The organism is Pseudomonas entomophila (assembly GCF_029193575.1).
Lineage (GTDB): Bacteria > Pseudomonadota > Gammaproteobacteria > Pseudomonadales > Pseudomonadaceae > Aquipseudomonas > Aquipseudomonas entomophila_G.
Genome location: NZ_JARGCS010000034.1, coordinates 19,207 through 43,016, shown reverse-complemented (window position 1 = coordinate 43,016; position 23,810 = coordinate 19,207). Strand labels below are relative to the sequence as shown.

22 protein-coding genes are annotated in these 23,810 nt (G+C 64.5%); 10 read left to right on the top strand and 12 right to left on the bottom strand.

The features are described from left to right. Positions 1 to 22 precede the first annotated feature (22 nt). The 6 genes from P0Y43_RS16315 to P0Y43_RS16290 all read right to left on the bottom strand — a co-directional run bounded on the left by P0Y43_RS16315 (position 23) and on the right by P0Y43_RS16290 (position 4,096). Entirely contained in the window at positions 23 to 1,354 is a 1,332-nt protein-coding gene (locus P0Y43_RS16315) for a sensor histidine kinase (RefSeq protein WP_275638308.1), read from the bottom strand. Between the two features lie 67 nt (positions 1,355 to 1,421). Then, on the bottom strand, positions 1,422 to 1,838 hold the full coding sequence (locus P0Y43_RS16310; protein WP_275638307.1) for a Spy/CpxP family protein refolding chaperone: 417 nt from the start codon (positions 1,836 to 1,838) through the stop codon (positions 1,422 to 1,424). A 147-nt stretch (positions 1,839 to 1,985) separates the two neighbouring features. Beyond that, on the bottom strand, positions 1,986 to 2,663 hold the full coding sequence (locus P0Y43_RS16305; protein WP_275638306.1) for a response regulator transcription factor: 678 nt from the start codon (positions 2,661 to 2,663) through the stop codon (positions 1,986 to 1,988). A gap of 7 nt (positions 2,664 to 2,670) precedes the next feature. After that, entirely contained in the window at positions 2,671 to 3,057 is a 387-nt protein-coding gene (locus P0Y43_RS16300) for a translation initiation factor 2 (protein ID WP_275638305.1), read from the bottom strand. A gap of 141 nt (positions 3,058 to 3,198) precedes the next feature. After that, positions 3,199 to 3,498 (bottom strand): YciI family protein, encoded by a 300-nt coding sequence (locus tag P0Y43_RS16295; RefSeq protein ID WP_275638304.1) that lies wholly within the window; start codon positions 3,496 to 3,498, stop codon positions 3,199 to 3,201. Between the two features lies 1 nt (position 3,499). After that, positions 3,500 to 4,096 carry a septation protein A gene (locus P0Y43_RS16290; protein WP_275638303.1) on the bottom strand — a complete coding sequence of 199 codons (597 nt, stop codon included), beginning with the start codon at positions 4,094 to 4,096 and terminating at the stop codon, positions 3,500 to 3,502. Between the two features lie 66 nt (positions 4,097 to 4,162). On the opposite strand from P0Y43_RS16290, the gene P0Y43_RS16285 reads away from it, so the two are divergent. From P0Y43_RS16285 to P0Y43_RS16260, 6 genes are all read left to right on the top strand, one after another. Next, positions 4,163 to 5,023, top strand: a complete 861-nt coding sequence (locus P0Y43_RS16285) for a PHP domain-containing protein (RefSeq protein WP_275638302.1) — start codon at positions 4,163 to 4,165, stop codon at positions 5,021 to 5,023. Positions 5,024 to 5,036: 13 nt separating this feature from the next. Beyond that, complete coding sequence (locus tag P0Y43_RS16280) at positions 5,037 to 5,666, top strand: L-threonylcarbamoyladenylate synthase (RefSeq protein WP_275638301.1); 630 nt, start codon at positions 5,037 to 5,039, stop codon at positions 5,664 to 5,666. 125 nt (positions 5,667 to 5,791) lie between these two features. Beyond that, a complete protein-coding gene (locus tag P0Y43_RS16275) occupies positions 5,792 to 6,490 on the top strand; it encodes a segregation and condensation protein A (protein WP_275638335.1) in 699 nt (232 codons plus the stop codon). Between the two features lie 21 nt (positions 6,491 to 6,511). Then, a complete protein-coding gene (gene scpB, locus P0Y43_RS16270; protein WP_275638300.1) occupies positions 6,512 to 7,279 on the top strand; it encodes an SMC-Scp complex subunit ScpB in 768 nt (255 codons plus the stop codon). 151 nt (positions 7,280 to 7,430) lie between these two features. Further along, the gene (rluB, locus tag P0Y43_RS16265) at positions 7,431 to 8,498 is read left to right on the top strand and encodes a 23S rRNA pseudouridine(2605) synthase RluB (protein ID WP_275638299.1); all 1,068 of its coding nucleotides are present in this window, start codon (positions 7,431 to 7,433) and stop codon (positions 8,496 to 8,498) included. A gap of 682 nt (positions 8,499 to 9,180) precedes the next feature. After that, positions 9,181 to 10,599, top strand: coding sequence for an amino acid permease (locus tag P0Y43_RS16260; RefSeq protein WP_275638298.1), 1,419 nt, complete (start codon positions 9,181 to 9,183; stop codon positions 10,597 to 10,599). Positions 10,600 to 10,719: 120 nt separating this feature from the next. On the opposite strand, the gene P0Y43_RS16255 is transcribed toward P0Y43_RS16260, so the two are convergent. After that, positions 10,720 to 11,601: a LysR substrate-binding domain-containing protein gene (locus P0Y43_RS16255; RefSeq protein WP_275638297.1), complete on the bottom strand. Its 882-nt coding sequence runs from the start codon at positions 11,599 to 11,601 to the stop codon at positions 10,720 to 10,722. Positions 11,602 to 11,787: 186 nt separating this feature from the next. Between P0Y43_RS16255 and ydiJ the strand changes: the two genes are divergently transcribed. Then, a complete protein-coding gene (gene ydiJ / locus P0Y43_RS16250) occupies positions 11,788 to 14,808 on the top strand; it encodes a D-2-hydroxyglutarate dehydrogenase YdiJ (protein ID WP_275638296.1) in 3,021 nt (1,006 codons plus the stop codon). A 119-nt stretch (positions 14,809 to 14,927) separates the two neighbouring features. Here the strand turns inward: ydiJ and P0Y43_RS16245 are convergent, their stop codons facing one another. The 4 genes from P0Y43_RS16245 to phhA all read right to left on the bottom strand — a co-directional run bounded on the left by P0Y43_RS16245 (position 14,928) and on the right by phhA (position 17,797). After that, the gene (locus P0Y43_RS16245; RefSeq protein ID WP_275638295.1) at positions 14,928 to 16,109 is read right to left on the bottom strand and encodes an MFS transporter; all 1,182 of its coding nucleotides are present in this window, start codon (positions 16,107 to 16,109) and stop codon (positions 14,928 to 14,930) included. A gap of 97 nt (positions 16,110 to 16,206) precedes the next feature. Further along, positions 16,207 to 16,335, bottom strand: coding sequence for a hypothetical protein (locus P0Y43_RS16240; RefSeq protein ID WP_275638294.1), 129 nt, complete (start codon positions 16,333 to 16,335; stop codon positions 16,207 to 16,209). Between the two features lie 280 nt (positions 16,336 to 16,615). Beyond that, on the bottom strand, positions 16,616 to 16,972 hold the full coding sequence (locus P0Y43_RS16235) for a 4a-hydroxytetrahydrobiopterin dehydratase (RefSeq protein WP_275638293.1): 357 nt from the start codon (positions 16,970 to 16,972) through the stop codon (positions 16,616 to 16,618). A 39-nt stretch (positions 16,973 to 17,011) separates the two neighbouring features. Next, a complete protein-coding gene (gene phhA / locus P0Y43_RS16230; protein ID WP_275638292.1) occupies positions 17,012 to 17,797 on the bottom strand; it encodes a phenylalanine 4-monooxygenase in 786 nt (261 codons plus the stop codon). A gap of 253 nt (positions 17,798 to 18,050) precedes the next feature. On the opposite strand from phhA, the gene P0Y43_RS16225 reads away from it, so the two are divergent. Then, positions 18,051 to 19,610, top strand: coding sequence for a sigma-54-dependent transcriptional regulator (locus tag P0Y43_RS16225; RefSeq protein WP_275638291.1), 1,560 nt, complete (start codon positions 18,051 to 18,053; stop codon positions 19,608 to 19,610). 159 nt (positions 19,611 to 19,769) lie between these two features. Here the strand turns inward: P0Y43_RS16225 and P0Y43_RS16220 are convergent, their stop codons facing one another. After that, a complete protein-coding gene (locus P0Y43_RS16220; RefSeq protein WP_275638290.1) occupies positions 19,770 to 20,027 on the bottom strand; it encodes a DUF2790 domain-containing protein in 258 nt (85 codons plus the stop codon). 415 nt (positions 20,028 to 20,442) lie between these two features. Here P0Y43_RS16220 and acs point away from each other — a divergent pair, with 415 nt between their 5' ends. Together acs and P0Y43_RS16210 are read left to right on the top strand one after the other, a co-directional pair. Then, a complete protein-coding gene (gene acs, locus P0Y43_RS16215) occupies positions 20,443 to 22,404 on the top strand; it encodes an acetate--CoA ligase (RefSeq protein WP_275638289.1) in 1,962 nt (653 codons plus the stop codon). A gap of 547 nt (positions 22,405 to 22,951) precedes the next feature. Continuing rightward, positions 22,952 to 23,737 carry an ABC transporter substrate-binding protein gene (locus P0Y43_RS16210; protein WP_275638288.1) on the top strand — a complete coding sequence of 262 codons (786 nt, stop codon included), beginning with the start codon at positions 22,952 to 22,954 and terminating at the stop codon, positions 23,735 to 23,737. Positions 23,738 to 23,810: the final 73 nt, after the last annotated feature.

Here is a 23,810-nt window from a genome sequence, read left to right as displayed (position 1 = left end):
CTGCGTCGCAGCCCCATTGAGCTCAGGCGGGCGCCTCTGCCAGCGGCAATTCCAGGCGGGCGACGAACCCACCTTGTGTGTGGTTCTCCAGCACCAGGTTGCCACCATGGCGCTCCGCCGCCCGCCGGGCAATGGCCAGCCCCAGGCCATGCCCCGGCGCCTCTTGCCCCGGCGCACGGAAGAACGGCTCACCCAACTGCGTCAGGTGTTCCACCGCCACCCCCGGCCCATGGTCGCGCACGCTCAGCACGATGCGCGCTTGATCGCGCGCGGCGTGAATCTCGATCGGCTGCCCTGCCGGGCTGAAGCGCAGGGCGTTGCGTACCAGGTTGTCCACGGCGCGCTCCAGCAGGGTCGGCCAGCCCTGCAAGGTCAGGCCAGGCTCGGTTTCCAGGCGAATCTCCTGCTCCGGCGCGCCGAGTTGCGCATCCTTGCGCACGCTACCGAGCAGTACGTTGAGGTCCACCGGTTCGGCGTGGGCTTGCTCGGCATCGACGCGGGCCAGGGCGAGGATTTCGCTGATCAGGTCTTCCAGGCGGTCGCATTCGCGGGCCAGGCGCGGCCACAGCGCCTGGCGCTGCTCGGGCTCGGCGCGTTCGGCCAGGGCCAGGGCGATGCGCAGGCGCGCCAGCGGCGAGCGCAACTCGTGGGAGACGTCGCGCAGCAGCTGGCGCTGGCTGCCGATCATGCTTTGCAGGCGTGCGCCCATCTTGTTGAAGTCGTTGGCCAGCACGCCGAACTCGTCGCGCCGGGCGGCCAGGCGCGCCAGGCTGTTCTGCTGGTAGCTGGTCTGGCCGAGGTCGTGCACCGCGCCGCGCAGGCGGCTCAGCGGGCGGGTTATCGACAGGGTCACCAGCAGGCTGAACAAGGTCAGCACCACCAAGGCTATTCCCAGGGCGCTGAGCGGCCAGATCATGCTCTCGCGACGCCAGGCCATCAGTTCCGGGTGGGGGATGCGGTAGATCAGCAGGTAGGTCTCGCCGGTGGTGGGGCTGGTGTATTCCTCGGTCAGGCGGCGCCAGGGCAGGCGGCGGTCATCGTTTTGCTGGCGCGCCTCGAAGGCCGCGGCGCGGCGCGGGAAGGTGCCGGGCACCACGGCATCGCCGCTGTCGTCGAGCACCTGCACGTCGATCCTGTAGCGCTGCTTGCGCTGTTCCAGAAACTGCTGGGAGGCCTCCAGGCCTTCCTTCTCGTAGTGCTGCACCCAGTGGCTGGCCAAGGTATTGAGGCCGGGGTGGCGGCTGAGGATCCAGGCGTCCTGGTTGAGCATGTGGCCGAGCAGGATCGACAGGCCGGCGACCAGGGCGATGGCCAGCCAGAAGCTGGCCAGGATGCGCCAGAACAGTGAACGCAAGACGAGCACCTCCAAACGATGAAAAACCCGGCCCGCAGTGCAGCGGGCCGGGCGTCGGGTTGACAGCTTACTGGGCCTTGCCGGCTTTTTCAGCCTTCCAGGCCTGGAAGGCCTGCCACTCGGCTTTGCGCGCGGCGCGTTCCTTCTGCAGCTCGTCGAACTGTTTCTGCTGCTCGGGCTTGAGCAGGGCGCGGATCTGGCCCTGGGTCTTGTCGTGGCCGGCCTTGATCTCGTCCTGCATGGCCTTGTGCTCGGCGGCCGGCAGCTTGGCCAGGTAGCGTTCAGTGACGTCGCGGCGCTGCTTCATCTGCTCGCCCATCAGCTTGCCGATCTGTTGGCGCTGGTCGCGGGTCAGGTCCAGTTGGGCGAAAGGCGCGTCACCGCGATGATGCGGGCCGTCGTGGCGCGGGCCGCCTTCTGGCATGGCCAGGGCCATGGTCGGCAGGGCGGCGGCGAACATCAGGGCGATCAGGGTCTTGCGCATGGTGTCTCTCCTTCTTGGGGCCGGTGGTTACCGGATGAGCCCAGTCTAGGGAGATCAAGGTCAAGGGCGGTCAGTGCTCGGTAAAGGTGCGGTAAAGATCTTGTAGGCGGGGCAAGCCCGCTCCTGGCGGGAGGCGTTCGGGTTCGGTTAGAGGCTGTAGTAGTAGCCGCGGCTGCGCAGGGCGACGATGCGCGGACGGCCGTCCGGGTGCGGGCCGATCTTCTTGCGCAGGTTGCTCACATGCATGTCCAGGCTGCGGTCGTACAGGGTCAGCTTGCGGCCCAGGCCGATCTGCGCCAGTTCCTGTTTATCCAGCGGCTCGCCGGGCTGACGCAGCAGGGCTTCGAGGATGCGGCTCTCGGAAAGGGTAAGGGTCATTTCGCGCTGGTCGATGTTGACCACACCGCGCACCGGGCTGAACGCCAGGTCGCCGATCTCCACCTGGGTGCTCGGTGCCGCCGGGTGGCTGCGGCGCAGAACGGCGCGCAGACGGGCAGTGAGCTCACGCGGGTCGCAGGGTTTGGCCAGGTAGTCGTCGGCACCCAGCTCGAGGCCAAGGATGCGGTCCAGTGGCTCGCCTCGGGCCGAGAGCATCAGCACCGGCAGTTCGGCGTGGTCGGTGCGCAGCTGCTTGAGCAGTTCCAGGCCGCTGCCATCCGGCAGCATCACATCCAGCACCACGGCCGCCGGGGCGTGGGCCGCCAGGGCCTGGCGCGCGCTCTGGCCATCGTGGCAGGCGCGTACCGAGAACCCCTCTTGGGTCAGCCAGCTGCCGAGCAGCTCGCATAACTCCTGGTCATCATCAATCAGTAACAGCTCGCTCATGACTCACTCAATTCAACCATTGACGGCGTCTTCTGTGTCCGCCGCTGGCTAAGATACCGCAGACTGCGGATAACAGTGCAACGGCTGCGCCGATCAGGAACCACTGCTGCTGGTCGGTGAGCAGGCGCTGCGGGGCGCTGGCCTGCAGTTCCTTGAGCGACAGCTTCAGGCGCTGGTTGTCCTGGCGCAGGCGGGTGAGCTGGGCGCTTTCCCGCTCGCCGTCGGCGTTTTGCAGTTGCTGGGCCAGGGCTGTGCGCTGTTTCTCGCTTTCCTCCAGGCGCTGCTGCAGTTCGGTGATGCGCGCGCCGGCTTCCAGCGACAACGGCTGTTCGGCGTGGACCAGGGGGGACAGCAGTGACAGGCAAAGCAGCAGGGACATCGGACCTTGACGCATTGGAACTCCTGATTCCTATCGGTTCAGAAGGTTGTCGGCCGTTGGTCGGATTTGATGAGCGGGGCGCGGGGTCATCGCATGGCCAGCCACGCCTGTAAAGTGCTGTAAGGCAGGCTGGCCGTGCGTTGAGGCGCTGCGGAATCAGGGCAGGACTTGCTTGAACGGCTTGACCACGACGTTGGCGTAAACGCCGGCGGCGATGTACGGGTCGGCGTCGGCCCAGGCCTTGGCGGCCGCCAGCGAGTCGAACTCGGCGACGATCAGGCTGCCGCTGAAGCCGGCTTCACCCGGGTCGTTGCTGTCGATGGCCGGGTGCGGGCCGGCCAGTACCACGCGGCCCTCGGCCTTGAGCTGCTGCAGTCGCTCGATGTGCGCCGGGCGGGCGGCCAGGCGCTTTTCCAGGGAGTTTTCGACGTCGCTGGCGATGATGGCGTAGAGCATGTCAGTCCTTGGGTTTGGAGGTGGAAGGGTCGGCGTCGTGCAGGTGGCGCGACAGGTACACGCCCTGTGCGACCAGGAATACCACGGTCATGCCCAGGCTGCCGAACACCTTGAAGTCGACCCAGAAGTCCTGGAAGGTGAAGGCGACGAACAGGTTGGCCGCCCCGCACACCAGGAAGAAGCCGATCCAGGCCAGGTTCAGGCGCGCCCAGATGGCGTCGGGCAAGGCCAGGGCGTGGCCCATTATGCGCTTGATCAGCACCCGGTCGCCGATGAAGTGGCTGGCGGCGAAGCCCAGGGCGAACAGCCAGTTGACCACCGGCGCCTTCCATTTCAGGAACGTCTCGCTGTGGAAGGCCAGGGTCAGGCCGCCGAACACCAGGCACGCGACCAAGGTCAGCAACTGGCCCTTCTCCAGTTTGCGGTGACGCAGGAACAGCGCGCCATAGACCACCAGGGAACTGAAGATCAGCATCGCCGTGGCGCTGTAGATGCCGCCGAATTCGAAGCCGTGGCCGGCGATTTCGACAGGGCGGGGGTCGAGCTTGTAGACGATGAAGAACAGCAGCAGCGGGATGAAATCGATGAATTGTTTCACAGTGGCAGCCAGAAGCGGGATGTGACGGCATAATAACAAACATCGATTCCAGCGAAAGCGCTCCCCATGAATGTTGATCTGCACTGTCACAGCACGGCTTCCGACGGCGCCCTGTCGCCCTCGGTGCTGGTCGCCCGGGCCCATGAGCACGGGGTGCGGACACTGGCCCTGACCGACCACGACACCCTCGAAGGCTTGAACGAGGCGCGCCAGGCGTGCGTTTCGCTGGGCATGCAGTGGGTCAGCGGGGTGGAGCTTTCGTGCACCTGGGGTGGGGCGACCATCCATGTGCTAGGCTACGACTTCCCGCTCGACGCACCGCCCTTGCTCGAGGCCATCGCCGCACTGCACCGTGGTCGCTGGCTGCGTGCCGAGGAAATCGCCCGGCGCCTGGCGGCCAAGGGCATGCCGGGCGCCTTGGAGGGCGCGCGGGCGGTGCAGCAGGCGCTGGGTGACAGCGGCAATGCCCCGGCGCGGCCGCATTTCGCCGAATTCCTGGTGCGCGCCGGGTACGCCAAGGACCGTGGCGAGGCGTTTCGCAAATGGCTGGGCGCCGGCAAGCTGGGCGACGTCAAGTTGCATTGGCCGACCCTAGATGAAACCGTGGCGACCCTGCGCGAGTCCAACGCATGGGTGAGCCTGGCCCACCCGATGCACTACGAACTGACACGCAGCAAGCGCAGAAGGCTGATCGCCGACTATATTCAGGCAGGAGGGCAGGCGCTTGAAGTGGTCAATGGCATGATGCCGCCCGAGCAGGTGGGCACGATGTCCATCCTTACCCGTGAGTTCGGCCTGCTGGCAAGCGCTGGCAGTGACTTCCACGGCCCCGGCACCTGGGGCGAGATCGGTGCCTACCGGCCATTGCCCGAGGACCTGCCACCTCTGTGGCGCCGATTCAAGCATGAACAGCCTATGGCGGTATGAACAGGACGACTACGTGAGCCAATTTTTCCAGATTCATGCGGAAAACCCGCAGGCGCGCCTGATAAAACAAGCGGTCGAGATCATTCGCAAGGGCGGGGTGGTGGTCTATCCGACCGATTCGGCCTATGCGATGGGGTGCCAGATCGGCGACAAGAACGCCGTGGAACGTGTCCGTCGGCTACGCCAACTGGACAAGAACCACAATTTCACCCTGTTGTGCTGCGACCTGTCGCAGATGGGCCTGTTCGCCAAGATCGACACGGCCACTTTTCGCCTGCTGAAGGCGCACATTCCCGGCCCCTATACCTTCATCCTCAACGCCACCCGCGAAGTGCCGCGTTTACTGCTGCACGACAAGCGCCGCACCATCGGCCTGCGCGTGCCGTCCAACCCGATCGCCCTGGCGTTGCTCGAAGAACTGGGCGAGCCTTTGATGAGCGTGAGCTTGATCCTGCCGGGCAACGAGGAGCCGATGACCGACCCCTACGAGATTCGCCAGCGCCTGGAGCACCATGTCGACCTGATCATCGACGGCGGTTACGGCGACCTCAAGGCGTCGACGGTGATCAGCCTGGTCGGCGACGAACCTGAGCTGATTCGCGAAGGTTGCGGCGATCCGACGCCCTTCCTGGCCAACGCATGAGCCCGGTGGACGCCCTCGAGGCACCGGCCGGAACCGACGCAGCGCCCCAGCAATTGCAGTTGGCGTTGGTGTACGGCGAGGCCGTTACCGAGTTGCCGCTGGACCTGTATATCCCGCCGGACGCCCTGGAAGTCTTCCTCGAAGCCTTCGAGGGCCCGTTGGACCTGCTGCTCTATCTGATCCGCAAGCAGAACATCGACATCCTCGATATCCCGGTGGCGGAGATCACCCGCCAGTACATGAGCTATGTCGAGCTGATGAAATCGGTGCGCCTGGAACTGGCCGCCGAGTACCTGGTGATGGCCGCCATGCTCGCCGAGATCAAGTCGCGCATGTTGTTGCCGCGCTCGGTCGAGATCGAGGAAGAGGAGGGCGACCCGCGCGCCGAGCTGATCCGTCGCTTGCAGGAGTACGAGCGCTTCAAGGCCGCCGCCGAAGGCATCGACGAGTTGCCGCGGGTCGGCCGCGAAGTCGTGGTGCCACGCCTGGAGGCGCCGCAGGCCAAGGTGCGCAAGCTGCTGCCCCAGGTCAGCCTGGAAGAGCTGCTGGTGTCGATGGCCGAGGTGATGCGCCGCAACGACTTGTTCGAAAGCCACCAGGTCACGCGTGAGGCGCTATCGACCCGCGAGCGCATGAGCGAGGTGCTGGCGCGTCTCAAGGGTGGCGCCTTCGTGCCGTTCGTCGAACTGTTCAGCGCCGAGGAAGGCAAGCTCGGCGTGGTGGTGACCTTCATGGCGATTCTCGAACTGGTGAAGGAATCGCTCATCGAACTGGTGCAGAATGAGCCTTTCGCCCCGATCCACGTCCGTGCCCGGGCAGAGTGAAGCAAGAGCAAGCCTTCCGCCATGAACCTGAATGAACCCCGCGACCTGGCGTCGCTGATCGAAGCCTTCCTGCTCGCCTCGGGCAAGCCGCAGTCGCTCGAACGCCTCTACGAGCTGTTCGAGGAGGCCGAGCGCCCGGCGCCGGCCGTGTTCAAGAAGGCCCTCGAGGTGCTGGACAAATCCTGCAAGGGACGCGCCTTCGAGCTCAAGGAGGTGGCCAGCGGCTACCGGCTGCAGATTCGCGAGGACTACGCACCCTGGGTCGGCCGATTGTGGGAGGAGCGCCCGCAGCGTTATTCCCGCGCGCTGCTGGAAACCATGGCGTTGATTGCCTACCGCCAGCCCATCACCCGTGGCGAGATCGAGGACGTGCGCGGCGTGGCGGTCAACACCAACATCATCAAGACCTTGCTGGAGCGCGAGTGGATCCGCATCGTCGGATACCGTGAGGTGCCCGGCAAGCCGGCGATGTTCGCCACCACCAAGGCGTTTCTCGATCATTTCAACCTCAAGAGCCTTGACGAATTGCCGCCACTGGCCGAACTGCGCGAGATGGAGCCGGCACCTTTGCTTGACCTCGACGATGCGCCGGTGCCGGCGCATCTGCAGGCGCTGGCCGATGCCAGTGTGCTGGAGGAGGACGAGGGCGAGGCGGGGGCGCCGAAGGAGGAGACCAGTTTCCGCAGCCTGCTGGTGGAGCTGGATGCCATGGAGGAGGGGTTGAAGACCGATTTCGATGACCTGCGCGACGAGGCGCAGGAGGCGGTCGAGGGCAAGCTGGAGCCCTGAGGGAGGACTGCCTGCCCCGCGATAGGGCCATCACAACCAACCGTCCAGCGCAAACCCGTGCACCACACCCACAAACCACGTACAATTCGCGCCCCTTGGCGCATTCGCTCGCCAAACCGCTTTCGCTGCTACTACACCGGGAGGTGCCCAGATGAGTGACAAAGACCTGCAAGAAACCCAACCAATTCCCCCGTCCGGCGAGAAGCTGCAAAAGGTCCTCGCCCGCATCGGCGTGGGCTCGCGCCGTGACGTCGAGGCCTGGATCAGCCAGGGCCGCATCAAGGTCAACGGCGTCGAGGCCACCCTCGGCCAGCGCGTCGACCTGCACGACGCCATCGCCGTCGACGGCAAGCTGATCAAGCGCGTGGAAGCCGCCGAGGCGACCCGTCGGGTGATCATGTACAACAAGCCCGATGGCGAGATCTGCACCCGCGACGACCCGGAAGGCCGCCCGACCGTGTTCGACCGCCTGCCGCGGCCGAAGGAAGGCCGCTGGATCAACATCGGCCGCCTGGACATCAACACCACCGGCCTGCTGCTGTTCACTACCGACGGCGAACTGGCCAACCGCCTGATGCACCCGTCCTACGAGATGGACCGCGAGTACGCGGTACGTGTGCGTGGCGAGGTCGACGATGAGATGGTCGAGCGTCTGAAAGCGGGTGTGATGCTCGAAGATGGCCCGGCCAAGTTCACCGACATCCAGAAGGCACCGGGCGGCGAAGGCTTCAACCACTGGTACCACTGCGTGGTGATGGAAGGTCGCAACCGTGAGGTGCGTCGCCTGTGGGAGTCCCAGGGCGTGGTGGTCAGCCGTCTTAAGCGCGTGCGCTTCGGCCCGGTGTTCCTCAACTCCGACCTGCCGATGGGTCGCTGGCGCGAAATGAGCCAGGGCGAGATCGATATCCTCGCGGCGGAAGTCGGCCTGCAACCCGTGGCGCTGCCCGCGTTGAATCTCAAGGCCAAGGACAAGCTCGAGCGCCTGCAGCGCAAGTCCACCCGTCCACTGGGTCGTGGCGAGCGCGTGCGCACCCTGCGCCCGGCCGCAGGCGAGGCGGCGGGTGAGCGCCCGGCGCGTCCGGCTCGGGAAGAGGCGCCGGCACGCAAGAGCAGCCGCAGCAGCGCCGTTGCTGAGCGTCCGAGCGATGTGCGCAAGCGCCCTGGCAAGCCGGACGGTGACAAGCCGGCCGGTCGTGGTCGCGGCAAACCGCGCGGCTGATCGGGCCTGATGTGAAAGAACCAGCCTTCGGGCTGGTTTTTTATGCCTGCGGTGCAGACGATTGTGTACCTGCAGGGCGGGCTTGCCCCGCGATGAATGCACCTCAACTTCATGATCTGAAACGCTTTTCCCTACGGCATGGAAACTATTCAAGCCAGCTTGTAACGATAGTTTTACAACCTTCGCCGATTCTCCCCGCTATCCACCCCTTCGCGTCACTCTGTAAACAGAACTTGCCACCACCCGCGCTACCAACCCCTTCGCGCCTCCATACACGACCTTGCCCAAACGTCCGCCCCACGCTGATATACCCGGCATTGCCGTGCGCAACAGCCGGGCCGGAGAGCCGGGCACGAACAACAACAAATGGAGGCGCCATGTACGCCGATCACTCCGCCTGTAAAGGCCTTCGCCCCAGGACCGGTGCGTTTTTTCCCGAGGAAACGACGCAACGCGTTGACGCCTGCGCGCTCGCAGGGGTATACAATGCGCCGCGTTTTACCTGTGACCCCCTTGCGTACCACGCACTCTCGCCAACGCCCGGCTGATTCGCCCAGGCCCAGAGCCCCGCGCGACACCCCGAGCCCGAGAAACCAAGGTAACCACCTTGCCCATTCCGCTGCGCCACAAGCGCGGTGGGTCCGATTTCGTCACAGATAAAAACAAGCAGGTGACTTCGTTCATGAGTGCAAACAACTCGCAGCCAGGCGAACTCAAGCGTGGCCTGAAAAACCGCCATATCCAGCTGATCGCCCTGGGGGGCGCCATCGGCACCGGGCTGTTCCTGGGCTCGGCCGGCGTGATGAAATCCGCCGGGCCGTCGATGATCCTCGGCTACGCCATCTGCGGCTTCATCGCCTTCATGATCATGCGCCAGCTCGGCGAGATGATCGTCGAGGAGCCGGTGGCCGGCTCCTTCAGCCACTTCGCGCACAAGTACTGGGGCGGTTTCGCCGGCTTCCTGTCGGGTTGGAACTGCTGGGTGCTGTACATCCTGGTCGGTATGTCGGAACTGTCGGCGGTCGGCAAGTACGTCCACTACTGGTGGCCGGAGATCCCGACCTGGGTGACCGCAGCGGCGTTCTTCATCCTCATCAACGGCATCAACCTGATGAACGTGAAGGTGTTCGGTGAGGCCGAGTTCTGGTTCGCGATCATCAAGGTAGTCGCCATCGTCGGTATGATCGCCCTTGGCGCGTACCTGTTGACCAGCGGCAGCGGCGGCCCGGACGCTTCGGTGAGCAACCTGTGGGAACACGGCGGCTTCTTCCCCAACGGCGTGAGCGGGTTGGTGATGGCGCTGGCGATCATCATGTTCTCCTTCGGTGGCCTGGAGATGCTCGGTTTCACCGCGGCCGAGGCCGACAAGCCGAAGACCGTGATCCCGAAAGCCATCAATCAGGTGATCTACCGCATCCTGATCTTCTACATCGGGGCGCTGGTCGTGCTGTTGTCGCTGACCCCGTGGAACAGCCTGGTGGCCAGCATCGACGCTTCCGGTGGCAGCTATGGCAGCAGCCCGTTCGTCCAGGTGTTCTCGCTGCTGGGCAGCGACGTCGCCGCACACCTGCTGAACTTCGTGGTGCTGACCGCGGCGTTGTCGGTGTACAACAGCGGCACCTACTGCAACGCGCGCATGCTCTACGGCATGGCCGAGCAAGGCGATGCCCCGGCGGCCTTGGCGAAGATCGACAAGCGCGGTGTGCCGGTGCGGGCGATCCTGGCGTCGGCGGCGTTCACCCTGGTGGCGGTGCTGCTCAACTACTTCATGCCCCAGCATGCGCTGGAGCTGCTGATGTCGCTGGTGGTCGCGGCGCTGGTGATCAACTGGGCGATGATCAGCTACTCGCACCTGAAATTCCGCCAGCACCTGGACCGCACCGGTCAGAAACCGCTGTTCAAGGCGCTGTGGTACCCCTACGGCAACTACTTGTGCCTGGCGTTCGTGGTGCTGATCCTGGGCATCATGCTGCAGATTCCAGGGATCCAGATCTCGGTGTATGCGATTCCGGTGTGGTTGGTGGTGATGTTCTTGTTCTATGTGATCAAGGGCAAGCGCCCGGCGCAGGCGCGTGAGGCGGCGGATTCCGTGGCCAAGTAAATGCTCGCGCAGGGAAACGTGAAACCCGATGCCGGGAGATCGGCATCGGGTTTTTTGTTGGCTGTGCCGGCTCTATCCCGGGGCAAGCCCGCTCCTGCGACAGGTACGGCGCAACGCCCCTCAAATCTGCGCCAACAACCATCCGCGAAACGCCCGCAACGACGGCAGTGCCTCATTGCGCGGCGGGTAGATCAGGTAATAACTGCGCTGGCTGGCGAATGGCGCCCCGGGGCTGAACAGCTCGCCCTTGGCCAACTCCTCCTCGACCAGAATGCGCGGCACCAGCCCGATGCCGATCCCCGCGCGCACCGCCTGGATCAGGTGCGAGGTCAGTTCGAAGCTCGGCCCCAGGCGCATGGCGCGATGCGGCAGGCCATGATGGGAGAACCACTCGCCCCAGGCATGCGGGTTGTTGGCGACGTTGAGCAGCACCTCTTCGCTGATCTGTGCCGGGCTCCAGCCCTTTGCTGCGGCTGCTTGCGGCGGCAGGATGACCACCAGTTCCTCGGCATGCAGGCGATGGCACACCAGCCCCGGCAGGTCGTGGGTGGCCACGCCGATGGCGGCGTCGATCTCGCTGGTGTCGAAGTTGATCGCTTCGATGCGCGAATGGATGTGCACCAGCATGCCAGGGTGCGCGCCGTAAAACGCATGCAGGCGCGGCAGCAACCATTTCGAGCCGAAGGTCGGCAGCGTTGCCAGGCGCAAGGTGCCGACCCCGGACTGGTAGGCCAGGGCCTGCAAAGTGGCGCTGCGAATACGCCCGAGTGCCTCGCTGAGCTCGCGCTGGTACAGGCGCCCGACGTCGGTCAGTTGCACCTGACGGCCTTCGCGGCGGAACAGGGTCAGGCCCAGTTGCTGCTCCAAGGCTTGGACTTGGCGGCTCACGGCGCTTTGGGTCAGCGACAGTTCGGCGGCGGCGCGGGTGTAGCTTTCATGCCGGGCGGCGGCCTCGAAGGCCAGCAGCAGCGACATCGATGGGGTGAGGTGACGGTAATTCATTCATAAAAGTCATCGATAGCGGCAGGATTATCCGTTTGCCCTGGGCTGGAAAGTACAGGAACATTGGCGCATTCGTCATCCGGCATGGCGTCATTCATGTCGCAGATGCAAGAGATAACGCCTCCCCTGTAGGAGCGTATCTGCCTTAATCACCGTGAACACGCCCCTACAAGAGGCCATCCTTCGATGATCGCCCAGCTTCACCCCAGCGCCCCTGACGCGCAGTACCCGCAATTCCTCGAAGCCCTGCGCGCCAGCGGCTTCCGGGGCCAGATCAGCGCCGACTACGGCACCCGCACGGTGCTGGCCACCGACAACTCCATTTACCAGCGCCTGCCCCAGGCCGCGGTGTTCCCGTTGGATGCCGACGACGTGGCGCGGGTCGCCGCGCTGATGGGTGAGGAGCGCTTCCGCCAGGTCAAGCTGACCCCGCGCGGCGGCGGCACCGGCACCAACGGCCAGTCACTGACCGACGGCATCGTCGTCGACCTGTCGCGGCACATGAACCAGATCCTCGAGATCAATGCCGAGCAGCGCTGGGTGAGGGTCCAGGCCGGGGTGGTCAAGGACCAGCTCAACGCCGCGCTCAAGCCGCACGGGCTGTTCTTCGCCCCCGAGCTGTCCACCTCCAACCGCGCCACCGTCGGCGGCATGATCAACACCGACGCCAGTGGCCAGGGCAGTTGCACCTATGGCAAGACCCGCGACCACGTGCTCGAACTGCACAGCGTGCTGCTCGGTGGCGAACGCCTGCACAGCCTGCCGATCGACGACGCGGCCCTGGAACAGGCCTGCGCCGCACCGGGCCGCGCCGGCGAGGTGTACCGCATCGCGCGCGAAATCCAGCAAACCCAGGGCGAGCTGATCGAGCGCACCTTCCCCAAGCTCAACCGTTGCCTGACCGGCTACGACCTGGCGCACCTGCGCGACGAGCAGGGCCGTTTCAACCTCAACAGCGTGCTGTGCGGTGCCGAAGGCTCGCTGGGCTATGTGGTCGAAGCCAAGCTCAACGTACTGCCGATTCCGAAGTACGCGGTGCTGGTCAACGTGCGCTACATCAGCTTCATGGATGCCCTGCGCGATGCCAATGCACTGATGGCGCACAAGCCGCTGTCGATCGAAACGGTCGACTCCAAGGTGCTGATGCTGGCGATGAAGGACATCGTCTGGCACAGCGTCGCCGAATACTTCCCCGCCGACCCCGAGCGCCCGACCCTGGGCATCAACCTGGTGGAGTTCTGCGGTGACGAGCCGGACGAGGTCAATGCCCGGGTCGAGGCGTTCATCGAGCACTTGCAACGCGATACCAGCGTCGAACGCCTGGGCCACACCCTGGCCGAGGGCGCCGAGGCGGTGACCCGCGTGTACACCATGCGCAAGCGCTCGGTGGGGCTGCTGGGCAACGTCGAGGGCGAGGTTCGCCCGCAGCCGTTCGTCGAGGACACCGCGGTGCCGCCGGAGCAACTGGCCGACTACATCGCCGAGTTCCGCGCACTGCTCGACGGCCATGGCCTGGCCTATGGCATGTTCGGCCATGTCGACGCTGGCGTACTGCACGTGCGCCCGGCGCTGGACATGAAAGACCCGGCCCAGGCCGCGCTGGTCAAGCCGATCTCCGACGCCGTGGCGGCGCTGACCCAGCGCTACGGCGGCCTGCTGTGGGGCGAGCACGGCAAGGGCCTGCGCTCGGAGTACGTGCCGGGCTACTTCGGTGAGCTGTACCCGGCGTTGCAACGCCTGAAGGGCGCCTTCGACCCGCACAACCAGCTCAACCCCGGCAAGATCTGCACGCCACCGGATAGCGCCGAGGGCCTGACCCGCGTCGATGGCGTGACCCTGCGTGGCGACCTCGACCGCAGCATCGACGAGCGCGTCTGGCAGAGCTTCGCCAGCGCCGTGCATTGCAACGGCAACGGCGCCTGCTACAACTACGACCCCAACGACGCCATGTGCCCGTCGTGGAAGGCCACCCGCGAGCGCCAGCATTCGCCCAAGGGCCGAGCCTCGCTGATCCGCGAATGGCTGCGTCTGCAAGGCGCGGCGGATATCGATGTCCTGGCGGCGGCGCGTAGTCAGGTGTCCTGGCTCAAGGGCCTGCCGGCGCGCTTGCGCAACAACCGCGCCCGCGCCCAGGGCCAGGCCGACTTCTCCCATGAGGTGTACGACGCCATGGCCGGTTGCCTGGCCTGCAAGTCGTGCGCCGGGCAGTGCCCGATCAAGGTCAATGTGCCGGACTTTCGCTCGCGCTTCCTCGAGCTGTACCACGGTCGCTACCAGCGTCCGCTGCGCGACTACCTGATCGGCTCGCTGGAGTTCACCATTCCCTACCTGGCCCATGCGCCGGGGCTGTACAACGCGGTGATGGGCTCGAAGTGGGTGGGCAAGCTGCTGGCCGAGCAGGTCGGCATGGTCGACAGCCCGTTGATCAGCCGTTTCAACTTCCAGGCCACCCTGACCCGTTGCCGGGTCGCCGTGGCCAGTGTGCCGGCCCTGCGCGAGCTGACACCGGCCCAGCGCGAGCGCAGCATCGTGCTGGTGCAGGACGCCTTCACCCGTTATTTCGAGACACCGCTGCTGGCCTCGTTCATCGAGCTGGCCCACCGCCTCGGCCACCGGGTGTTCCTGGCGCCGTACAGCGCCAACGGCAAGCCACTGCACGTGCAGGGCTTCCTCGGCGCCTTCGCCAAGGCGGCGATCCGCAACGCCACCCAGCTCAAGGCCCTGGCCGAGTGCGGCGTGCCGCTGGTGGGCCTGGACCCGGCCATGACCCTGGTGTACCGCCAGGAGTACCAGAAGGTCGACGGTCTTGACGGTTGCCCGAAGGTGCTGTTGCCGCAGGAGTGGCTAATGGATGTGCTGCCGGAGCAGGCGCCGGCCAAGGCCGGCGGATTCCGCCTGATGGCCCACTGCACCGAGAAGACCAACGTGCCGGCCAGTACCCGGCAGTGGGAGCAGGTGTTCGCGCGACTGGGCCTGAAGCTGGTCACCGAGGCCACCGGTTGCTGCGGCATGTCCGGCACCTATGGTCATGAGGCGCGTAACCAGGAAACCTCGAAGACCATCTTCGAGCAGTCCTGGGCGACCAAGCTGGACAAGGACGGCGAGCCGCTGGCCACCGGGTATTCGTGCCGCAGCCAGGTCAAGCGCATGACCGAGCGGCAGATGCGCCACCCGCTGGAAGTGGTGTTGCAGTACGCCCAGCGCTGATCTGTGCGAGAGGGCTGCTGTGCAGCCCAATCGCGGGGCAGGCCGCGTCTACAGGTACCCTGGCGATTTCGAAACCCATGGGGTGCCTGTGGGGGCGGGCTTGCCCCGCGATTGGGTCGTCACCTGCTACGTGCCTTCTGCCGATACAAGTACAGGCTGAGCGCCAACCCGCACCCCGAGGCCGCTGCCGCGAACAAGAAGATCGAGGCAAACCCGAACCCCGCCGCCACCGCGCCCACCAGCGGCCCGGTGATCCCCAGCGACAGGTCGATGAACAGCGAATACGCCCCTACGGCCGCCCCGCGGTTGGCCGCCGACATCTGATTCACCGCCTCCACGCCCAGCGCCGGGAACACCAGCGAGAACCCGAACCCGCTCAGCGCCGCGCCCACCAGGGCCATCTCGGCGCTGGATGCGGTCCACAACATCAGCAGCCCCAGGGTTTCCACCGAGAGGCAGGCGATCGCCACGCGGAACCCGCCAATCCGGTTGATCAGATTGCCGAACAGCAGCCGCGCGCTGATGAAGCTGGCGCCGAACAGGCTCAGGGTCAGCGCCGCGTTTGGCCAGTCGCGGCTGGCGTAGTAGAGGGTGATGAAGGTGGCGATGGTGCCGAAGCCGATCGAGCCCAGGGCCAGCCCCGAGCCGTGCGGGAACACCTTGCCCAGCACCCGCAGGAACGGCAGGCGCACGCCGGCGACGATCGGCGCGGCGCGCTTGGGCCAGGCGAGCAGCAGGCCGAGCACCCCGAGCAGGATGATGCTCACGCCCATGCTCCACAGCCCCAGGCCCTTGACCATCAGCACCCCCAGGGGTGCGCCGACGGCCAGTGCCCCGTAGCTGGCGATACCGTTCCAGGAAATGACCTTGGCGGTGTTTTCGGCGCCGACCCGACCGATGCCCCAGCCGATCGACCCCGAGCCCACCAGGCTCTCGGCACTGCCCAGCACCAGGCGGCCGACCAGCAGGCAGGCCAGGCTGGCCCAGGGCAGGTGGGTGAGGAAGGTGCAGGCGAGCATGAATACCCCGCTCAGGCCGCAGCCGGCCAGGCCGTACATCACGGCTTTCTTGCTGCCGAGGTTGTCGATGATGCGGCTGGCGGTGGGGCGGCTAAGCAGGGTGGCCAGGTATTGCACGCTGATCACCAGGCCCGCCACGACGGCGCTGAAGCCAAGGTCGTTGTGCACGTAGCCGGGCAGCACGGCAAGCGGAATACCGATGTTCAGGTAGCCGATGAAGGTGAAGAGGACGATGGAGACGACTTGCAGGGTGACCGCAAGGGGGCGCGGTGAGTCTGGCATGGGGGCCTTCGTGGCAGAGGTTCTGGACGGTGTGAAAACGTGATGACGGGGGTAGCCCGCAGGTCAGCCGTTTTCACACTGTCGGGGGGATGCGCGGTTATTCCTGGTCGGCGCTGGGTTGATCGTCACCATCCTGCTGCGCAGGGGCCGGCTCAGCGGCGTGGGCGGCAACGGTTTGCTCTTCGGGTTTCAGGCTTGGGAAGGGAAGATTCGGGATTTCATGCATCTCGTCGTTCCTCGCAAGTGTGAGTGAAAAGGCTGCGCCAGGCGCGTTCAATGGCTTCGAAAAGCTGAAGCAGGATACAGGAGTCTGGATGACAGTTTGAGATTTTTCCGCCGCGTTTGTCGGTTTGTGCGGGCGGATATCGGACTGTTCGCAGTGCGGGGTAGGGGGATGTAGGGGCGGGCTTGCCCTGCGATGGCGTCGTTTGCGCCGCCGTCGATTGGCAGGCCTGACGCTATCGCGGGTGCAGGCCCGCTCCTAATAAGGGGGGCGTGTGGCGGTGTTATTTGCGCCCTTCAGCGTCCTTGGCCACTGCATCGGTGCGCGCGCACATGATGAAGTCGTTGCGGTGCAGGCCCTTGATCGAGTGGCTCCACCAGGTCACGGTGACCTTGCCCCACTCGGTCAGCAGGCCTGGGTGATGGCCCTCAGCCTCGGCGATCTCGCCCACTGCGTTGGTGAAGGCCAGGGCGTGCTTGAAGTTCTTGAACAGGAACACGCGCTCGAGCTCCATGTGGCCGTCACGCACTTCGATGTTCCAGTCCGGAATCTCGCGAATCAGCACCGCCAGTTCTTCGTCGGTGACCTTCGGCGCATCGGCGCGGCAGGCTTCGCAATGGGCTTGGTTCAAGGCATTCATGGGTGGTTTTCCGGTTCGAGTTGTTGTCGGCAAGGCGGCTCAGGCCGCCTTGGGTGGAAATTTCGGAGCGTGCAGGCCCAGCTGCATGGCCTGGCGCACCATGGCCATGATGTCTTCATGGGCCAGGTCGAACAGGCGCTTGAGCTTGGGCAGGACGAAGTACAGGGGTTGCAGGATATCGATGCGGTATGGCGTACGCATGGCTTCGACGGGGTCGAAGGCCTGGTGCTCGGGCGCTTCGGACAGGCAGTAGACGGTTTCCTTCGGCGACGACAGGATGCCGCCACCATAGATGCGCAGGCCTTGAGGGGTGTCCATCAGGCCGAACTCGATGGTCATCCAGTACAGCCGCGCCAGGTACACCCGCTCTTCCTTGGTTGCCGCCAGGCCCAGCTTGCCGTAGGTGTGGGTGAACTCGGCGAACCAGGGGTTGGTCAGCAGCGGGCAGTGGCCGAAGATCTCGTGGAAGATGTCCGGCTCTTGCAGGTAGTCCAGTTCTTCCGGGGTGCGGATGAAGGTGGCTACCGGGAAGCGCTTGCTGGCCAGGAGCTCGAAGAAGGTCTGGAAGGGGATCAGTGCTGGCACGCGGGCGACCTGCCAGCCGGTGGTGGCGCCCAGCGCCTTGTTGATCTCGCCCAGTTGCGGGATGCGGTCATGGGGCAGCTTGAGCTGTTCGATGCCATCCAGGTACTCCTGGCAAGCCCGCCCCTCGATCACCTTCAGTTGGCGGGTGATCAGGGTGTTCCACACCGCATGCTCTTGCTGCGGGTAGTCGATAAAACCTTGCGCATCGGGCTCGCGGGCCACGTAGTGCGTCTGTTTCATGGGGCACTCCTGGTGAGGGCTTTCTTGTTATGAACACGCATGCCCTAGGAATATCCCGTCCCCTGCGGGTTTGCACGGCGTCTGTGAGGGCCTGGGAGCGGCCTTTGCGTCGAGATCGTAACGATAATTTTACAAAATAGCCCCTGTGCCCGAAAATCGTGCTCATAAGCCTGGCGAAAACCAGGTTTTTGTCAGCTTATCTTTACGACTTTTCTGCGCGCCGATGAAAAATCCGGCCGCGTCGGGGCCTTCCATGCGTATCAAAGTGCATTGCCAGAACCGCATCGGCATCCTGCGGGATATCCTCAACCTGCTGGTGGAGTACGGCATCAACGTGCTGCGCGGCGAGGTGGGCGGCGATCATGGCAACGCGATCTACCTGCACTGCCCGAACCTGGTCAATTTGCAGTTCCAGGCGTTGCGCCCAAAGTTCGAGTCGATCGCCGGGGTGTTCGGGGTCAAGCGCGTCGGCCTGATGCCCAGCGAGCGTCGGCACATGGAGCTCAATGCGCTGCTTGGCGCGCTGGAGTTCCCGGTGCTGTCGATCGACATGGGCGGCAGTATCGTCGCCGCCAACCGCGCCGCCGCACAGCTGCTGGGCGTGCGCGTGGACGAAGTGCCGGGCATGCCGCTGGCGCGCTACGTCGAAGACTTCGACCTGCCGGAACTGGTGCGCGCCAACAAGTCGCGGATCAACGGCTTGCGCATCAAGGTCAGGGGCGATGTGTTCCTCGCCGACATTGCGCCGTTGCAGTCCGAGCATGATGACAGCGAGGCCCTGGCTGGCGCGGTGCTGACCCTGCACCGCGCCGACCGCATCGGCGAGCGCATCTACAACGTGCGCAAGCAGGAGCTGCGGGGCTTCGACAGCATCTTCCAGAGCTCGAGGGTGATGGCTGCGGTGGTGCGCGAGGCGCGTCGCATGGCGCCGCTGGATGCGCCGCTGCTGATCGAAGGCGAGACCGGCACCGGCAAGGAGCTGCTGGCCCGCGCCTGCCACCTGGCCAGCCCGCGCGGCCAGGCGCCGTTGATGGCGCTCAATTGCGCCGGGCTGCCCGAGTCGATGGCCGAGACCGAACTGTTCGGCTACGGCCCTGGCGCCTTCGAGGGGGCGCGGGCCGAGGGCAAGCTGGGGCTGCTGGAGCTGACCGCCGGCGGCACGCTTTTCCTCGATGGGGTGGGGGAGATGAGCCCGCGCTTGCAGGTCAAGCTGCTGCGCTTCCTGCAGGATGGCTGCTTCCGGCGGGTGGGCAGCGATGAAGAGGTGTACCTGGACGTGCGGGTGATCTGCGCCACCCAGGTCGACCTCTCCGAACTCTGTGCCCGGGGTGAGTTCCGCCAGGACCTCTACCATCGGCTCAACGTGCTGTCGCTGCACATTCCGCCGCTGCGCGAATGCATGGATGGCCTGGACGGGCTGGTGCAGCACTTCATCGACCAGGCCAGCCGACAGATCGGCTGCCCGCTGCCGCGTCTGGCGCCAGCGGCGATGGACAAGCTGGCGCAGTACCACTGGCCGGGCAATGTGCGGCAGTTGGAGAACGTGCTGTTCCAGGCGGTGTCGTTGTGCGAGGGCGGGGTGGTGAAGGGCGAGCACATCCGGCTGCCGGATTATGGCGTGCGCCAGCCGTTGGGTGAATTTTCCTTGGAAGGGGATCTTGCGGCGATTGTCGGGCGCTTTGAAAAGGCGGTATTGGAGAGTTTGATGGGCGAGTTTCCCAGCAGCCGGGCGTTGGGTAAACGGCTGGGGGTTTCGCATACCACGATTGCGAATAAATTAAGGGATTATTCGTTGGGCAAGTCGGTGGAATAACGCGTTGGGAAGTGCGTCCACGGGCGGGGCGGAAGTTGTGCGGCATTGGTGCCGATGTTATTGCGGGGCAAGCCCGCTCCTACAGGGATAGCGCAATTAGCAAAGCGACGCAGTACTTGTAGGCGCGGGCATGCCCTGCGATGACTTCACCACTGCACGTTAGCCGTTAGAGCAACCGTTACCCATCACGCGGTATTCGAGAACGTGCCGCTGGCCCTTCGAGTCCTCGTAGGTCATGTGCGCGGGGGCCACTTCGCAAACGTTGGGCACTTCGCTTATGGAAATCACCCGGGCAATGTCCAGGTGCTGCGAATAGCTGTACTGTTCAACCGGAGTCTGCCCGACATCCTGTGCAACTTCATCGGCCATTGCCGCGCTGCAAAGACCGCCAAGTACCAATGCCAGTAACGCTTTCATTTTCAATTTACCTGTCTAAGGTCGTGAGGGGACTCGCGGCACTTTTGGCGCCGCGTTAGATACAGTGTTCTACGGTTGGATTAGTTGAGGATTAACAGACCTTCGTGGGGGCTGTAACTAGAAGTTGATCGCTGTGCCGTTGTAGGCGAGACGAATTTTATGAGGGGGCCGTGGCAGGAAACAGAGGGTGTTTTGATAAAGTTTTCCGGCCTTTTGACAGAACCTGTAACAATCCCCCCGCAAGCATGCCCCTGGATTTTTCCTGTGCCGCCGCAGGCTGCGGTCTAGAGGCCTTGTGCAAGATTGCGGCGGTGCAAACGGTGGTCGGTACTACCAACGTCGAATGGCCTTGTTCGCTCTGGTACAGTTACAAACGGTCCCATACAAAAACAACGATTACACCGAGGTAACACAGATGAGTGCGGCTCCACTGTATCCCGTTCGTCCCGAGGTTGCGGCCACCACCCTGACCGACGAGGCCACCTACAAGGCCATGTACCAGCAATCGGTGATCAACCCGGACGGTTTCTGGCGCGAGCAGGCCCAGCGCCTGGACTGGATCAAGCCCTTCACCAAGGTCAAGCAGACCTCCTTCGACGACCATCACGTCGACATCAAGTGGTTCGCTGACGGCACTCTGAACGTTTCCTACAACTGCCTCGACCGTCACCTGGCCGAGCGTGGCGATCAGGTCGCCATCATCTGGGAGGGCGATGACCCTTCCGAGCACCGCGACATCACCTACCGCGAGCTGCACGAGCAGGTCTGCAAGTTCGCCAACGCCCTGCGTGGCCAGGACGTGCACCGTGGCGATGTGGTGACCATCTACATGCCGATGATCCCGGAAGCTGTCGTAGCCATGCTGGCTTGCGCCCGTATCGGTGCGATCCATTCGGTGGTGTTCGGCGGTTTCTCGCCGGAAGCACTGGCCGGCCGCATCATCGACTGCAAGTCGAAGATCGTCATCACCGCCGACGAAGGCGTGCGTGGCGGTCGCCGTACGCCACTCAAGGCCAATGTCGACCTGGCGCTGACCAACCCTGAAACCAACAGCGTGCAGAAAATCATCGTGTGCAAGCGCACCGGTGGCGATATCGCCTGGCACCAGCATCGCGACATCTGGTACGAAGACCTGATGAAGGTCGCCTCCAGCCACTGCGCGCCGAAAGAGATGGGGGCGGAGGAGGCGCTGTTCATCCTCTACACCTCTGGCTCCACCGGCAAGCCCAAGGGTGTGCTGCACACCACCGGTGGCTACCTGGTGTATGCCTCGCTGACCCACGAGCGGGTGTTCGACTACCGCCAGGGCGAGGTCTACTGGTGCACCGCCGACGTCGGCTGGGTCACCGGTCACAGCTATATCGTCTACGGGCCGTTGGCCAATGGCGCCACCACCTTGCTGTTCGAAGGCGTGCCGAACTACCCGGACATCACCCGCGTGTCGAAGATCGTCGACAAGCACAAGGTCAATATTCTCTACACCGCGCCCACCGCGATCCGCGCGATGATGGCCGAGGGTCAGGCCGCGGTCGCCGGCGCCGACGGTTCGAGCCTGCGCCTGCTGGGTTCGGTGGGCGAGCCGATCAACCCCGAGGCTTGGAACTGGTACTACAAGACCGTCGGCAAGGAGCGTTGCCCGATCGTCGACACCTGGTGGCAGACCGAGACCGGCGGCATCCTCATCAGCCCGCTGCCGGGTGCCATCGGCCTCAAGCCAGGCTCGGCGACCCGTCCGTTCTTCGGCGTGGTGCCGGCGCTGGTGGATAACCTGGGCAACCTGATCGAGGGCGCCGCCGAGGGCAACCTGGTGATCCTCGACTCCTGGCCGGGCCAGTCGCGCTCGCTGTACGGCGACCACGACCGCTTCGTCGACACCTACTTCAAGACCTTCCGCGGCATGTACTTCACCGGCGACGGTGCGCGCCGCGATGAAGATGGCTACTACTGGATCACTGGTCGCGTCGACGACGTGCTCAACGTTTCCGGGCACCGCATGGGCACCGCCGAGATCGAAAGCGCCATGGTGGCCCATGCCAAGGTCGCCGAGGCAGCGGTGGTGGGTGTGCCGCACGACATCAAGGGGCAGGGTATCTATGTCTACGTCACCCTCAACGCCGGCGAGGAGCCGAGCGAGCAGCTGCGCCTGGAGTTGAAGAACTGGGTGCGCAAGGAGATCGGCCCGATCGCCTCGCCGGATGTCATCCAGTGGGCGCCGGGGCTGCCGAAGACCCGTTCGGGCAAGATCATGCGGCGTATCCTGCGCAAGATCGCCACGGCCGAGTACGATGCCCTGGGCGATATCTCCACCCTGGCGGACCCAGGTGTGGTGCAGCACCTGATCGACACCCACAAGGCCATGCACCTGGCATCCGCTTGAAGGCCTTTCGGGGCTGATTCGCAGCCCTGTGGGAGCGACCTCGTCTCGTGAAAGGCCAGCGAGGCGCCCCTGGTTTTCACAGGAACCCCGCCCTCAACCGGCGGGGTTCTTGCATTCTGTTACCGACTTTCATCGGTAACCGTTCCTTGTCACCGCGTTTGCGCGCAAACGGGGCGCCGGGAAACATTCCTGTTCATTCCCGGTGCCTTCGGGTAGGCATTTTTTGCATCTCTGCACCCTGCACTTGCCGGAATACAAGGCTTTGCCAATAATAGGCGCGGTTATTGCTTTGGCTAAAGGTTATTTTTCTTGTGCTCTTGCATGTTTTGCTAGGGCTGTCAATATTGCCCGCCGCGGTTTCAAGCGCTTCTGTAACTAGTTGTCGCTTTGAAGAAATATCGACTACCGGGCTGTCGTTAGAATGCCACTCACTCGCTCGTGGTCTGCGACCTTGGTCGAAACCTGCGCGGCTCGCGTTGTAACCATTCGCATATCGGGCAGCCGTTACAAACTGCCTTGTATTGCTCCGTACCGATGGAGTTACCTGATGAAGAAGCTCGCACTGCTTGGCGCCCTGGCGCTGTCCGTGTTTTCCCTGGTCTCGCAGGCCGATGAGAAGCCGTTGAAGATCGGTATCGAAGCCGCCTACCCACCCTTCGCCTTCAAGCAGCCCGATGGCAGCATCGCCGGCTTCGACTACGACATCGGCAACGCCCTGTGCGAAGAGATGAAGGCCAAGTGCACCTGGGTCGAGCAGGAGTTCGACGGCCTGATCCCGGCGCTGAAAGTGCGCAAGATCGACGCCATCCTGTCGTCGATGTCGATCACCGAAGACCGCAAGAAATCCGTCGATTTCACCAAGCGCTACTACCTGACCCCGGCTCGCCTGGTGATGAAGGAAGGCGCTGCCGTCAGCGATAGCCTGAGCGAATTGAGCGGCAAGAAGATCGGCGTGCAGCGCGGTTCGATCCACGACCGCTTCGCCAAGGAAGTCCTGGCCCCGAAAGGCGCCACCGTCGTGCCGTACGGCACCCAGAACGAAATCTACCTGGACGTCGCCGCCGGTCGCCTCGACGGCACCCTGGCCGACGCCACCTTGCTCGAGGACGGCTTCCTGAAGACCGATGCCGGCAAGGGCTTCGCCTTCGTTGGCCCAGCCTTCACCGACGTGAAGTACTTCGGTGACGGCGTCGGCATCGCCGTGCGCAAGGGCGACGACGCCAACCGCGAGCGCATCAACAAGGCCATCGACGCGATCCGCGCCAACGGCAAGTACAAGCAGATCGAAGCCAAGTACTTCAACTTCGACATCTACGGCCCAGAAGCCCAGTAAGACGTCGAGTTTCACCTGTGCAATGGTGCAAACAGCAGAATCTCTGAGGTTTGCACCATTTTTCATTCCCAAG

Coding starts and splice junctions, on each gene's coding strand:
- P0Y43_RS16310 (WP_275638307.1), bottom strand. CDS start 1,838: ATGCGCAAGACCCTGATCGCCCTGATGTTCGCCGCCGCCCTGCCGACC.
- P0Y43_RS16305 (WP_275638306.1), bottom strand. CDS start 2,663: ATGAGCGAGCTGTTACTGATTGATGATGACCAGGAGTTATGCGAGCTG.
- P0Y43_RS16300 (WP_275638305.1), bottom strand. CDS start 3,057: ATGCGTCAAGGTCCGATGTCCCTGCTGCTTTGCCTGTCACTGCTGTCC.
- P0Y43_RS16295 (WP_275638304.1), bottom strand. CDS start 3,498: ATGCTCTACGCCATCATCGCCAGCGACGTCGAAAACTCCCTGGAAAAG.
- P0Y43_RS16285 (WP_275638302.1), top strand. CDS start 4,163: ATGAATGTTGATCTGCACTGTCACAGCACGGCTTCCGACGGCGCCCTG.
- scpB (WP_275638300.1), top strand. CDS start 6,512: ATGAACCTGAATGAACCCCGCGACCTGGCGTCGCTGATCGAAGCCTTC.
- rluB (WP_275638299.1), top strand. CDS start 7,431: ATGAGTGACAAAGACCTGCAAGAAACCCAACCAATTCCCCCGTCCGGC.
- P0Y43_RS16260 (WP_275638298.1), top strand. CDS start 9,181: ATGAGTGCAAACAACTCGCAGCCAGGCGAACTCAAGCGTGGCCTGAAA.
- P0Y43_RS16255 (WP_275638297.1), bottom strand. CDS start 11,601: ATGAATTACCGTCACCTCACCCCATCGATGTCGCTGCTGCTGGCCTTC.
- ydiJ (WP_275638296.1), top strand. CDS start 11,788: ATGATCGCCCAGCTTCACCCCAGCGCCCCTGACGCGCAGTACCCGCAA.
- P0Y43_RS16245 (WP_275638295.1), bottom strand. CDS start 16,109: ATGCCAGACTCACCGCGCCCCCTTGCGGTCACCCTGCAAGTCGTCTCC.
- P0Y43_RS16240 (WP_275638294.1), bottom strand. CDS start 16,335: ATGCATGAAATCCCGAATCTTCCCTTCCCAAGCCTGAAACCCGAAGAG.
- P0Y43_RS16235 (WP_275638293.1), bottom strand. CDS start 16,972: ATGAATGCCTTGAACCAAGCCCATTGCGAAGCCTGCCGCGCCGATGCG.
- phhA (WP_275638292.1), bottom strand. CDS start 17,797: ATGAAACAGACGCACTACGTGGCCCGCGAGCCCGATGCGCAAGGTTTT.
- P0Y43_RS16225 (WP_275638291.1), top strand. CDS start 18,051: ATGCGTATCAAAGTGCATTGCCAGAACCGCATCGGCATCCTGCGGGAT.
- P0Y43_RS16220 (WP_275638290.1), bottom strand. CDS start 20,027: ATGAAAGCGTTACTGGCATTGGTACTTGGCGGTCTTTGCAGCGCGGCA.
- acs (WP_275638289.1), top strand. CDS start 20,443: ATGAGTGCGGCTCCACTGTATCCCGTTCGTCCCGAGGTTGCGGCCACC.
- P0Y43_RS16210 (WP_275638288.1), top strand. CDS start 22,952: ATGAAGAAGCTCGCACTGCTTGGCGCCCTGGCGCTGTCCGTGTTTTCC.